The following is an 11,842-nucleotide window of genomic DNA, read 5'->3' on the forward strand; positions in this document are numbered from 1 at the left end:
GGTTTGAGGGTGAGCATGAGGTCATCGGTCGGCGTCGTGGACCGGCCCCTACGGATGGACAAGGACCGCAATGCGTGAAACGCCAGAAGATCTCAGAGAGCTGCAGGCGCTCCTGGACGCCTCCCTCTCCCGCTCCAGCTCGCACCTGCGTTCGATCATCACCACCAAGAGAACGTTGACCGCGGAACAGCTCACCCAGGTCCTCACCGGCATGTGCACGCTCGCCCTGTCGACCGTGACGGCGAAGGGCGAACCGCGGATCAGCGGAGCGGACGGGCATTTCCTGCACGGGAAGTGGCACTTCGGCACGGCGCCCGAAGCCGCCAAGGCCCGCCACCTCGCCGCCCGGCCCGCTGCCAGCGCCGCGCACATGCGCGGTGAGGATCTGGGCGTGTTCACGCACGGCACGGTGGAGATCCTCAACCCGCAGGGCGGCGAACCGGCGGCGGACTGGCCGGAGCTGCTTGCATACTTCAAGGACTTCTACGGCGACAACGCCTTCGACTGGGACAACGAGGTGGTCTACTACCGGCTCCATCCGCACTGGATGAGCGTGTACTGCCCCGACTTCGCCAAGCTCACTGCGACGGCCCGGTGACCGCGTTCGTACGGGACGTCGCGAGCATGGGACGCGAGACCATCGACGTGGTGGGGGCTCGTACCAACAATCTGCGGGACGTGTCGGTGAGCATCCCCAAGGGGCAGCTCGTCGCGTTCACCGGAGTGAGCGGCAGCGGCAAGACCTCGCTGGCCATCGACACCCTGCACAACGAGGCCCAACTGCGTTATCTGGAGGGGCTTTCGCCGTTCGTCCGGCAGTACATCACCCAGCGCAACCGGCCGAAGGTCGACCGCATCCTCGGACTCGGCACGACGCTCGCGGTCGACCAGCGCCGCCTGAACCGCAACCCCCGCTCCACGGTCGCGACCATCACCGGCATCGACGGGCACCTGGGGCTGCTGTACTCGCGCCTTCCGGCGGTCGGCGACGGGCATCTGACAACCGCTCACTTCGACCGCAATACGCCGGAAGGGAGCTGCGCGGACTGCCACGGGGTGGGCGGACGCTGGCAGGCCCAGGAAGACCTGATCATCACGCACCCGGAGCTTCCCCTCTTCGAAGGGGCCTCGCCCTGGTACGCGAAGTGGCGGTCGGGGGAGCACGCGTTCGTACCGGCGCTTGCCGAGAAGCGGGGCGTGGACCTCAGCCGGCCGTGGCAGTCGCTGCCTGAGGAGTTCCGTCACTGCGTGCTGTACGGCACAGGCGACGAGAAGGTCGAGGCGATCGTCGACATTCCGAACAAGAACGAGACGGCCCGGATGACCTACACCTCGAACCAGCCGATGCGGGGCGCGCTCGCCGAGGTGGAAAGAGTGTTCTTGAACGCCCAGACGTCCAGCGCCAAACAGCGCTACCTGCCGTACATGCGCAAGCAACCCTGCGGCACCTGCGGCGGGAGCGGATATGACCAGGTGGCCCGGTCCGTGCGGCTCGGCGAGCTGACGTACCCCGACCTGCTTGAGGTGGAGGTACGCGAGGTGCGCAGCTGGGCGAAGCGCGTGGCGGCCGACCTGGGCGTACGGCAGCGCGAGGTGGGTGAGCCGCTGTTGCAGGACCTGGGCCGCAGGCTCGGGATCCTTGACCGGCTCGGCCTGGCCCATCTCCAGCTGTCCCGGAGCGCGGCGACGCTGTCCGGGGGCGAGCTGCAGCGGACCCGGCTCGCCGCGCAGCTCAGCACCGAGCTGAGCGGCATCATCTTCGTCCTGGACGAGCCCGGGAACGGGTTGCATCCGGCGGACAAGGCACACCTGCTCGACATCGCCCTGGAGTTGCGCGAGGCCGGTAACACGGTGCTCCTCGTCGAGCACGACCCCGAGCTGATCGCCCGCGCCGACTGGGTGATCGACATGGGACCCGGCGCGGGCCGCCTCGGTGGTGAGGTCCTGGTGTCGGGGCCACCCGCCGACGCGGCCGCCCATCCGGGGTCGCTGACCGGGCGCTATCTGTCCGGTGAGGGGCCACGCCTCCGCCGGGCCCGCCGTCCAGTGGACGGCTCCGGCTGGGTGGAGTTGCACGGCCTGCGTGCCCACAACGTGACTGCGGACCTGGTGCGTTTCCCCATCGGCCGCCTCACCTGCCTGACCGGGGTGAGCGGCAGCGGCAAGAGCAGCCTGCTCGGCGCGCTCGGGGCCGGTGTGGAGGCCGCCCTGAACGGGGCGGCGACCGACATGGTGCGGAAGGTGACCGGCCTCGACGGCTTCAGCTGGGTCGCCGTCGTCGATCAGGAGCCACTCGGCCGGACGCCGCGTTCCAATCCGGCCACGTACAGCAAGGCGTTCGACATCATCCGCAAGCTGTTCGCCGAGACCGACGTGGCGCGCAAGCGCGGTGTCAATGCGTCCTGGTTCAGCTTCAACACCGCAGACGGCGGGCGCTGCGAGACCTGCACCGGCTATGGCCGCAAGCTCGTCAACATGCACTTTCTACCGGACGTATGGGTGGTCTGCGACGCCTGCGAGGGCCGGCGTTACAAGCCGGAGGCCCTGGAGATCAAATATCAAGGATTGGCCATTGACCAGGTACTGGAGCTGACTGTCGCCGAGGCCGTGGAGCGGCTTTCCGAGCCCCGGCAGCTCGCGGAGATCCTGAGGGCCTTGAACCAGGTCGGGCTTGGCTATCTCCAACTCGGCCAAAGCGCCACGGAGCTGTCCGGCGGCGAGGCGCAGCGGCTGAAGCTGGCGTCCGCGATCCAGCGCGGTGCCGCGAGCCGCAAGGCGGGCCTCGTCGTTCTCGACGAGCCCGTCTCGGGCCTGCATCCATCCGACATCCAGCGTGTCGTGGACGCCCTCGATGTGCTGCTCGACTCGGGCAACACCGTCGTCGTGGCCGAACACGACATCCCCGTCGCCGCGTCCGCAGACTGGGTGATCGACCTGGGCCCGGGAGCTGGTCCGGACGGAGGCGCAGTGGTCGCGGAGGGCACCCCGGACACCGTCGCGACGGCGGACACCCCGACCGCCGTTTTCTTCCGACGGCACGCGGCAGGCCTGCCCCTCCTAGAGGTACGGCACGCGCGCTGCTGAGAGACCTTGGGCTCTGACCCTGGTCGGCTCTCTCTTCGGTGTGGGTGTATCCCGGGACAATCGAGTTGGGTCAGCCCTGCCCGCTGAGTTTGAGCGCTCCCTTTGGTGCCGTGAACGCGCCGGGAGCCTCATAGGTGAAGTTCAGCGCTTTGGCGCCGTCGAACAGGCGCACCGGGTAGGGCGTGCCTTCGGCGGCAACGTAGTACGGAACACCCTTGTCTGGACGCTCCCAGTAGGAGTAGTCCAGCACCACGTTGACCGGCATGCCATTGATCTTGCTCGGCGGGCGCTTGGCCAGCACGCCCTTCGGCGAGGGGAGAATGTCGCGCAGCCCGTCCGTGGTCAGATAGGGGTCGAACGTTTTGGCCAGATAGGACGGCGCGATCACCCACTTGCCACCCAGGGCCGCCCCCGCTTCCCTGCCGGCCGTCTTGACCCAGAGCTGCTTGCCCTTGAGGTAGAGCTTGCCCTGGGTCTTCACCACCTCCGCCGGGGTGGCGGCGCCCTTGGCGGCAAGGTCGATCACCCCCTTGGCCGAGTCTCCCGCGATCACCACATCGATCTTTGCGCCCTTGGCCTCGCCCGGCAGAGTGCCCTTCACGTGGACCGACGTGGCGGCCCTCAGCGCGGCCTGGCTCTCCTCAACGATCTGGGCAGCGGTCTTGATATAGCCGGACGTGGCCGACGACTGACTGGCGGGCGACTTGGGCGCGTCCTTGGAGCCCTTGTCCTCGCCTCCGCACGACGCTGTGGCCAAGCCAAGGAGCGCGACCCCTGCCACAAGGCGGATGCGCGCAAGAGGGAGGTCCATCAGGCTCCTGAGTCCGTGGTCGGCGGCGCTCGTCCACCACCGTGGTGGTGAGGCGGTTGCAAGATAATGGCGCGACGATCAAGGCCTCAACCCCGCCCGCCGAAGTCGAGCGCTCCCTGGGCCGCCGCCTTTTCCGCGTCGGGGATGGCGCCGTCGCGGTTTGCGGACGCCGCAGCCGATTTCGCTGGCCGTCAGCTCGCGTCTCGCGGGTCGACAACGCCTGCTCAGGCCGGATGCCAACCGCCGCCAACGGCGAACACCGCTCACCGCCCCCGCGCGCCAGGCATGAACGATCAGCGATCTCCTGACAGGCCTGGCTGGCCACATCAGGCCGGGGCCGGATGCCCGGCCGTTCTCCCGAGCACGACAGCAGACCCGCCGAGATCGCCGACCGCTTCCACCTCGCCGAGTCCACCGGCAAGACGCCCGTCGGCCACATGCCGGCGAAGATCGGGCGGGACCGGGTGCAGGCGGTGATCTTCGCGTACGACGCCGGGGTTGGTGCGGCCCGCGCGAGTCAACGAGCCTTCTCAGCTGGGCGAAGTGCCGCGGCGGGCCTGTGTGATCATGTCGATGACGGACTGGGGGTCTTCGACCTCCAGGACAAGGCGGGTGTGGCGGTCGTTGGCCAGGTCGATAATGATCGCCTTCGTGGGGTGGCGGATGTCCCAGAACTCTCGCTTGCCGCGGCTGCAAAAGGTGCCGGCGACGATGAGCCCCGGAGCCCAGAAGCCCAGGGACCACCCGATAGGTGGGCGTCTGATCCGGTCAGGGTTGCCACTCACGTGTTGAACGTGCGCCAGCGGAATGGTCAGACGCCGCTTGAAGGCCCAGAGCCGGTGGAGTCCCTCGATCTCAATGTTGAGGTTGTCGTTGTGGACGGTGATCCGCGTCATGGTCATGCACCCCCCGAAGCGTCGCAGGGCTGACAGCCAATCGACGCCAAGGTTGGTCTACCCAAACGGCGGGCCTTGGGCGTGGCAGGGTTACCCGGGCTTGCACGTGCGGAGTGGTTCTCTCATGTGGCGCCATGCCGTTCGGCGACCTTGGCCATGCGATCACCGGTGAGATCGCTCATGCCGCCGAGCGGGAAGAACGGCACGAAGGCGATGCCGGTTTCCTCACAGGCCGTCAGGAGTTCGGCGTCGTCGCGTTTGCCGGCGTGGAAGTGGTTCTGTGTGCTTCACGCGGGCGTGTGGATGCGGGCTGCTTCGAAGAGGCGTTGGCCGGCCTGCTCGTCTCCGGTGATGGTGAGCCGCCCGTCCTCGACGGCCTTGGTGAGGGCCCCTTCCACGCCGAGGACGTCGGCCAGGGTCTCGGGGTCGGTGTCGACGATCGTGTCGGGCCGGTCATGCGGCTCGCCGCGGATCATCTCGACGAGCTGACCGCCGGCGACCCGCGTGGTGAAACGGTAGCGGCCGAGGCGTACCTCGTAGGTGGCGGTCCATGGCCGTTCGGGCTGCGGGGTGAAGAGGCTGCGCAGCCTGAGCATGGCGGAGTCGGCACCCACGTGGCCCGTGGACGGCTCCGGCGCGGCCGCTCCCCAATGTCCGAGCGCGACGAGGGCGGCGTCCAGCCGGGCGCCCCAGTCGGTCAGCTCGTAGACCTGGGAACTGGCCGGCGGGGGCAGGGTGCGGCGTCGTACGATCCCGGCGCTCTCCAGTCCCCGCAGCCGCTGGGCCAGGACCTTGGGGCCCGCACCCGGCAGCCCGTCCTGGAGGTCAGTGAACCGCTTGGGGCCCAGCAGGAGTTCGCGTACGACCAGCAGGGCCCACCGTTCGCCCACGTAGTCGAGTGCGGTCGCGATCGCGCACTTCTCACCGTACTGCCGGTTCGTCGCCATGGTTGCCATCATACAGGTGCTCACTTGCCATTGACGGTACGTCTACTTCCCTATAGAAAGTAGATACAACCCCGATGGAAAGGAAGAATTCATGCCCATCGCTTACCTCGACGTACCGGACAGCGCTGCTCTCAGTACGAAGAAAGAACTGGTGAAGGCGCTCTACGAGGCCCTGCACGAGGCCTACCCGTTCCCCGACGACACGCGGATCTTCCTGCGTGAGTGGCCCCTCCACAGCGTGAGCCAGAATGGGCTTCTGGGCTCGGAACCAGCGAGGCCCGCGTTCGTCATGCACGTCCCGGAGGGGGCCGATCCCGACGCCAAGCGCACGATGCTGAAGAAGGTCAACGCAGCGGTCACCGAGGCCTACCGGCTTCCGGACTTCATGACGTTCATCCACGAGCACGCCCTTGACCTTGTGGCGCTCGACGGAGGCCTGCTCGCGGACGACCAGCAGCGGGTCGAAGACCAGGCAGAGGTCTACGGCTGACCCTTGCCGCGCCCGCCGAGGGCGTCCGACAAAGAAGAGAGGTGTGTGCCCATGGCGGATCTTGAGGACTTCGCTCAGCTCGTACCGGGCGATCATGGCCTGTGCGTGGTGTCGACCCTGCGGGCGGACGGGACCATCCAGTCGTCGGTGGTGAACGCCGGCGTCCTGGCGCATCCGGTGACCGGTGCGCAGGTGGTCGGGCTGGTCGCCGTCGGCGGTGCGCGCAAGGTGGCCAACCTGGGAGAACGGCCGCGCGCGAACGTGGTGGTCCGCGCAGGCTGGGAGTGGGCGTCAGCCGAAGGCCCGGTCGAGCTCGCCGGCCCCGACGACCCGCTGCCCGGCGTGGACGACGAACGCCTCCGGCTCCTCCTGCGCGAGATCTTCACCGCCGCCGGCGGCACGCACGACGACTGGCCCACCTACGACCGGACGATGGCCGAAGAACGCCGCGTCGCCGTCCTGCTCACCCCGGAACGGATCTCAGGGAACCGCCGCGGCTAGAGCTTCCGCTGAGCCTGAATCTGCAGCAACCGGAGGGCGGCCTGAGCGGGGCTTCCCTCCGGAGCGCTGTAGATCAGAATCCGGTGGCCGGAGCCGTCGGGCGTGGTGAGGGTTTCCAGGTCAAGGGTGATGTCGCCGACCTCTGGGTGGCTGAGCTGACGTTCACCGTAGGCATGGCCGCCCACGGAGTGCTTGGACCACAGGGTGGCGAACTCCGTGCTGTTCATGGTGAGTTCCCCGATCAGTCCGGCGAGCCTGCGGTCGCCCCTGTGACGCCCGGCCGCGTTCCGGAGCGCAGCCACCGCGCAGGTGGCCGCCTGGTTCCAGCGCGGGTGGAGGTCACGGTGATGCGCATCGAGGAAGAGCATTCTGGTCAGGTTGGGACGGTCTGACGGCCGATCGGGGGCCTCGGGGTCGAGGTGGCCGGCCAGCAGCAGGTGACCGAGCCGGTTCCAGGCGAGCACATCGGTGCGGTGGTCGGTGAGGACGGCGGCGGCGTTCTCCATGGAGTCGAGGAGCCGGCGCGTGCTCGGGCGTACGGGCGCGGTCCTGGCGCTCCGGCGTGGCCTGGATGGCTCCGGCCGTGCCAGGCGGTGCAGATGAGCCCGCTCTGCGTCCGTCAGCCGCAGTGCGTCAGCCAGGGCTTCCAGCACGGAGGTGGACGCTTGGTGGCTTTGTCCCTGCTCCAACCGCGTGTAGTAGGTGGGGCTGACGCCGGCGAGCTGGGCGAGTTCCTCCCGGCGCAATCCCGGTACCCGGCGCAGGCCATGGTGGGCGATGCCAAGTTCTTCGGGCTTGAGCCCGTTGCGTCTGCTGCGTAGGAAGTCGCCCAGCGTCGTACTGTCCGGCAAGCTCGCGCTGTCCCGCATAAGCATCATCTTGCCCTGTGCATCGTCGGCAGTGCCTGACCCTGCCGTTGCCAGGCACGTGGTGAGTAGGCATCTCGGGGTGTGGTTGCCGTACGACCGGCGGTCCAGGCTGAGTTCCGTTGAGGACCCAGCTTTGTATGGAGCAGCCGATGATGACGTACTGGACGATGACCGCGACCGGTCGCGAGCACCTGAAGCTTGCCCACGGCGATGTCCCCGTCCCGGGCCCGCGAGAGGTTCTGGTGAAGGTGGGCGCAGCGGCACTGAATTTCCGTGACCGTCTGGCCATCGACGATGGGCTGACGATGGTGTTCCCCGAGACGGGGCCGTTCGTGCCTGGTTCCGACATGGCGGGAACGGTCGTCGCCGTCGGCGCGGCGGTGGAGCGGTGGCAGCCCGGGGATCGAGTGATCTCGGTGAGCCTGCCCGGCTGGATCGACGGATCCGGACCGGGCGACGCGCTGCTGGGCGGTCCCGAGGCGCTCGGCAGCGGCTACTTCCCGGGGGTCTTCTCCGAGTACGTCGTCCTGGACCAGGAGTGGGTCGTGTCAGCCCCCGCAAATCTCACCGACGCGGAGGCCAGCGCCCTCCCCATGGCCGGCCTGACGGCATGGACCGCGCTGGTGGAACGCGGACGGCTGCGCGCTGGCCAGACCGTCCTCGTTCAGGGCACGGGCGGGGTCTCGCTCTTCGGTCTCCAGATCGCCGCCGCGCACGGCGCCAAGGTGATCGTGACCTCCGGCGACGATGCCAAGCTGGCCCGGGCTGCGGCCTTGGGCGCGGACCACGGAATCAACCGGAATTCCCGTGACTGGGTCCAAGCCGTGCATGAGCTCACCGCAGGCCACGGCGCCGATCACATTCTGGAGATCGTCGGCGGAGCGCACCTGGCCCGTTCGTTGGAGGCTGCGGCCGTCGGCGGACATGTCTCGCTGATCGGCGTCCTGGGAGGCTTCGAGTTCGCGGGCAAGATCTCCGATCTGGCACGCAAGAAGCTCACCCTCCACGGCATTCAGGTGGGGCACCGGCGTTCCCTGGAGGAGCTCGTCCGTGCCGTCGACCAGGCCGGCATCTCTCCCGTGATCGACACCGCGTACCCGCACACCGAACTGCCCGAAGCCTTGGACCATATGACCCGCGGCCCCTTCGGCAAGGTCGTCCTAACGTTCCCCTGACCCTGCTTGGCCCTTAACGCAGCGCTACCAGACCGGCGCTCGTCCGGACGTAGAGCACGGTTGCGGCATCGAACGCCGACACCGTGCCCGTACGGGACGCGACGTAGACGACCCCGCCGGCCACCACCGGTGAACCCGCACAAGACCCGAACGGCCGGACCCAGCGCGCACGTCCGGACGCGATGTCACAGCATGCAACCGGGCACTGTCCTCTTCGGGCGGGACATCCGGAGAACCTCCACCAGGAACACCGCCCCGTCCAGCACCGCCACCCCGGAGTCCACCTCGTTGTCACGATCGAGGTCGGGCAGATGGCTCCAGACTTGCTCTCCGGTCCGCGCGGGTCGAGGCCCACGACCTGCGCGGTCCACTCGTCATCCTCACGGCAGGCCGGCACCCACACCCGCCCCTCAGCCAGTAACGCGTGCGCCTGAGCGAAGTAGGCGACTTGCTCCTCCTCCCAGTCCTCGTCGTCCTCCTCCTCATCCGCAAGCTCGGCCGGGAAGGTGAGGTCCTCGGGTCTTACCAAGGTCACGAGCTCTCCGGAGCCCATGTCGAGCATGGCCACGCCGGTGTGGGTGTGGTTGGCCTCGAAGCCGAGGGACGCATAGGCCATCCCGTCCGCCGAGATCGCCGGGCTCGTCTGCACCCAGCCGGACGCGTCGGTCGAGCGCCACCGCAGCCGCAGATCGGGCAGGTCGAGCGCGCGCACCTCGTTCAACGTGTTGAGCAGCAGAAGATCGCCGAACACGGTCGGGGGAGCCGCAGTCATCGAGCGTGCGGACCAACTCGCCGGTACGAACGTCGAAGACCGAACTGTCCCCGCCAGAGCTCCACGAAGACCCAGGAATTCCAGACGTCAGGCGCCACCATGAAATCGGCGCGGCCATCCCGATAGCCCTCGCCGACCACGCGCCGCCACCGCAGCCCGCCGGTCACAGCGTCGAACGCGTAGAGCATCCCGGACACATCAGCGGCGAGAAGCGTGTCACCTGCAAGCACCGGAGAGGCCACCACAGGCGTATCCGTCCGCGCGACCCAGGCGACCTCCGCCTTATCAGGCACCCCGGAAACCCAATAAACCCCGGTACGCCCGTCATCGCCATAGTGCGGCGTGACCTCCATACCCCTCCCCAGATGATCACGATGGTGATCAAACCGTACCGAGGAGCGAGTCCACGCGCGGAGAGTGTCCGACCTGAGCGCTATGGTGCGTCTCCATGAACACAATTCAGGCTGGCCCTGATGAGACGGCCCAGCTGTGAGCCGCTACCGGGGACCCGCCACGCTGATCAGCAGCGACGGAGCCGAGGTCGAGGTCTATGTCGACCTGCGCACCAAGCAGCGGGAGTGGTCCGGGACCGCGACCATCGGCGACTTCGACGCCACCGGCCTTAACGACCGGACGCTGAGGCTCCCAGACGGCCGCGAGGCACAGGTCACGCTCGGCAGTTCGGCAGCCTGGTCTGACGTCATCACGCTGGAGGGAAGTGGTCCGCCGCCCTTCGCCTGAGCAGACCCGCAAGTCTGGAGCCCAAGCTCCGCCCGGTTCACCGATCCCGCCGATCGGGCACGTGAAAGGCCGCGGTGGCCGGTCAGCGCGGGGTGATCCAGCCCTCCGGGATCTGCCCCCTGGGAGTATCGGCCCCAAGGTCAGCTGCGTGCTCGTGCTGAGCTGGGCGAACGTTGAGGCCGCGTGGCCGTCAGCTCGAGTCGGTGTTCGCGGTGACGACGTTGAAGGCGTGCCGGCGGTGGGCGGCGAAGAGTTCGAGGGCGGTCTCCGTGTCGCGGGCGCGTAGCGCTGTGACGAGTTCGCGGTGTTCGCGCGGAATGTCGGCGAGATAACCCTCGGTGCTGACGTTGATGCGAGTCAGCAGGAACAGGTGGACCTGGCAGCGGATGGACTGCCACGCCTCCACCAGGCGCCAGTGCCGGGCGGCCTCAAAGACGGCGTCGTGGAAGGCGATGTCCAAACCCACCATCTCGTGCTCGTCCATGGCGCGGTCCATGAGGTCGGCCGTCTTCTCGATGAACGCAAGGTCCTCGTCAGAGGCGTGGGCCACCACCTGCCGGACGGCGAGATCCTCCAGCGCGCCCCGCAGACTGTCCAGCTCTGCGACGTCCTCGGACGACAGCGTGGTGACCGTGGTGTTGCGATGCCACTCGCAGTGCACCAGACCTTCGCGCTCCAGGAGCCGCAGCGCCTCACGCACCGGGCCGCGGCTGACGCCCATCGCCGCCGACAACTCCACCTCCCGCAGCTGCGACCCCAGGCCGTAGGCCCCGCTGAAGATCGCTTCCCGAATGCGGTCGGCGACCTCGTCGGCCAGCCCCCGGCGGCGCGCGGGGGCCACCGCGGCATGCTCTCTCATATCTCAATGTTAACATTGATGTCGCAATGTCAACATTAGTAGGAAGGACGTACCTCCATGCCCTCGGTCCCTCGGTTTCACCTGGCCATGCCGGTCGACGACTTGGCCACCGCCCGGCGCTTCTACGGCGAGGTACTCGGCCTTCCCCAGGGCCGGAGCGCCGATACGTGGGTCGACTGGAACCTGCACGGCCATCAGTTCGTCACGCACCTCGCACCGGTCCGCGCCCAGCGCATCCACAACCCGGTCGACGGCCACGACGTTCCCGTTCCGCATTTCGGCCTCATCTTGACCATCCCTGAGTTCCACGAACTCGCCGCCCGCCTCCGCGCCGCCGACATCGCGTTCGTCATCGAGCCATACGTGCGCTTCGAGGGCGAGCCCGGCGAGCAGTGGACGATGTTCCTGCTCGACCCGGCGGGCAACGCCCTGGAGTTCAAAGCGTTCGCCGACGACTCCCAGGTCTTCGCCACCTGACGCCACCGCGCCGGTGCGCGAACGGCCGCATCCGTCATGACGCCGCGCCGATATCCTCCACCGGCAGCGAGACGATCTGCGCACCGCAGGGCGGGCCACCTCCTGGTGAACGCGACCCCAGGCCCTCCATGGCCTCCTCCAGCGGCTGCATCACGCTGCCCACCCGATGAGCGCGTCCAGGAGCCGATGCAACTTCCCTCGAGGGATGGGCTCGTCAATC

General features: G+C 68.2%; 15 protein-coding genes. 7 read left to right on the forward strand and 8 right to left on the reverse strand.

The genetic code is table 11. The features are described from left to right. Window positions 1-70: 70 nt before the first annotated feature. Window positions 71-598 (forward strand): pyridoxamine 5'-phosphate oxidase family protein, encoded by a 528-nt coding sequence (locus tag F8566_RS44370; RefSeq protein ID WP_151569506.1) that lies wholly within the window; start codon window positions 71-73, stop codon window positions 596-598. Beyond that, a complete protein-coding gene (locus F8566_RS44375; RefSeq protein ID WP_225994080.1) occupies window positions 595-3,084 on the forward strand; it encodes an excinuclease ABC subunit UvrA in 2,490 nt (829 codons plus the stop codon). Before F8566_RS44370 ends, F8566_RS44375 begins: the two co-directional genes overlap by 4 nt. Before the next feature lie 70 nt (window positions 3,085-3,154). On the opposite strand, the gene F8566_RS44380 is transcribed toward F8566_RS44375, so the two are convergent. The 4 genes from F8566_RS44380 to F8566_RS44395 all read right to left on the reverse strand — a co-directional run bounded on the left by F8566_RS44380 (window position 3,155) and on the right by F8566_RS44395 (window position 5,738). Then, window positions 3,155-3,895, reverse strand: a complete 741-nt coding sequence (locus tag F8566_RS44380) for a LolA-like protein (RefSeq protein WP_151569508.1) — start codon at window positions 3,893-3,895, stop codon at window positions 3,155-3,157. A 326-nt stretch (window positions 3,896-4,221) separates the two neighbouring features. Further along, the gene (locus F8566_RS50575; protein ID WP_192810193.1) at window positions 4,222-4,416 is read right to left on the reverse strand and encodes a hypothetical protein; all 195 of its coding nucleotides are present in this window, start codon (window positions 4,414-4,416) and stop codon (window positions 4,222-4,224) included. A 9-nt stretch (window positions 4,417-4,425) separates the two neighbouring features. Further along, a complete protein-coding gene (locus F8566_RS50580; protein ID WP_192810194.1) occupies window positions 4,426-4,791 on the reverse strand; it encodes a hypothetical protein in 366 nt (121 codons plus the stop codon). A 287-nt stretch (window positions 4,792-5,078) separates the two neighbouring features. Then, window positions 5,079-5,738: a winged helix-turn-helix transcriptional regulator gene (locus tag F8566_RS44395; protein ID WP_225994081.1), complete on the reverse strand. Its 660-nt coding sequence runs from the start codon at window positions 5,736-5,738 to the stop codon at window positions 5,079-5,081. Window positions 5,739-5,829: 91 nt separating this feature from the next. On the opposite strand from F8566_RS44395, the gene F8566_RS44400 reads away from it, so the two are divergent. Then, window positions 5,830-6,228 carry a hypothetical protein gene (locus F8566_RS44400; protein ID WP_151569512.1) on the forward strand — a complete coding sequence of 133 codons (399 nt, stop codon included), beginning with the start codon at window positions 5,830-5,832 and terminating at the stop codon, window positions 6,226-6,228. Between the two features lie 51 nt (window positions 6,229-6,279). After that, the gene (locus F8566_RS44405; RefSeq protein WP_151569514.1) at window positions 6,280-6,729 is read left to right on the forward strand and encodes a pyridoxamine 5'-phosphate oxidase family protein; all 450 of its coding nucleotides are present in this window, start codon (window positions 6,280-6,282) and stop codon (window positions 6,727-6,729) included. Here the strand turns inward: F8566_RS44405 and F8566_RS44410 are convergent. Further along, complete coding sequence (locus F8566_RS44410) at window positions 6,726-7,598, reverse strand: helix-turn-helix transcriptional regulator (protein ID WP_151569516.1); 873 nt, start codon at window positions 7,596-7,598, stop codon at window positions 6,726-6,728. The genes F8566_RS44405 and F8566_RS44410 overlap by 4 nt on opposite strands. A gap of 149 nt (window positions 7,599-7,747) precedes the next feature. Here F8566_RS44410 and F8566_RS44415 point away from each other — a divergent pair, with 149 nt between their 5' ends. Further along, window positions 7,748-8,773, forward strand: coding sequence for a zinc-dependent alcohol dehydrogenase family protein (locus F8566_RS44415; RefSeq protein WP_225994082.1), 1,026 nt, complete (start codon window positions 7,748-7,750; stop codon window positions 8,771-8,773). Between the two features lie 13 nt (window positions 8,774-8,786). Here the strand turns inward: F8566_RS44415 and F8566_RS44420 are convergent, their stop codons facing one another. Together F8566_RS44420 and F8566_RS44425 are read right to left on the reverse strand one after the other, a co-directional pair. Continuing rightward, window positions 8,787-9,545 (reverse strand): outer membrane protein assembly factor BamB family protein, encoded by a 759-nt coding sequence (locus F8566_RS44420; protein WP_151569518.1) that lies wholly within the window; start codon window positions 9,543-9,545, stop codon window positions 8,787-8,789. After that, window positions 9,542-9,898, reverse strand: coding sequence for a PQQ-binding-like beta-propeller repeat protein (locus F8566_RS44425; RefSeq protein WP_151569520.1), 357 nt, complete (start codon window positions 9,896-9,898; stop codon window positions 9,542-9,544). The genes F8566_RS44420 and F8566_RS44425 overlap by 4 nt, the downstream gene beginning before the upstream one ends. A gap of 136 nt (window positions 9,899-10,034) precedes the next feature. Here F8566_RS44425 and F8566_RS44430 point away from each other — a divergent pair, with 136 nt between their 5' ends. Then, window positions 10,035-10,286 (forward strand): DUF4873 domain-containing protein, encoded by a 252-nt coding sequence (locus F8566_RS44430; RefSeq protein WP_151569522.1) that lies wholly within the window; start codon window positions 10,035-10,037, stop codon window positions 10,284-10,286. A 190-nt stretch (window positions 10,287-10,476) separates the two neighbouring features. On the opposite strand, the gene F8566_RS44435 is transcribed toward F8566_RS44430, so the two are convergent. Next, on the reverse strand, window positions 10,477-11,145 hold the full coding sequence (locus tag F8566_RS44435) for a GntR family transcriptional regulator (protein WP_151569524.1): 669 nt from the start codon (window positions 11,143-11,145) through the stop codon (window positions 10,477-10,479). A 57-nt stretch (window positions 11,146-11,202) separates the two neighbouring features. Between F8566_RS44435 and F8566_RS44440 the strand changes: the two genes are divergently transcribed. Beyond that, a complete protein-coding gene (locus F8566_RS44440; RefSeq protein WP_151569527.1) occupies window positions 11,203-11,622 on the forward strand; it encodes a VOC family protein in 420 nt (139 codons plus the stop codon). Window positions 11,623-11,842 lie beyond the last annotated feature (220 nt).

The organism is Actinomadura rudentiformis, from assembly GCF_008923185.1.
GTDB lineage: Bacteria > Actinomycetota > Actinomycetes > Streptosporangiales > Streptosporangiaceae > Spirillospora > Spirillospora rudentiformis.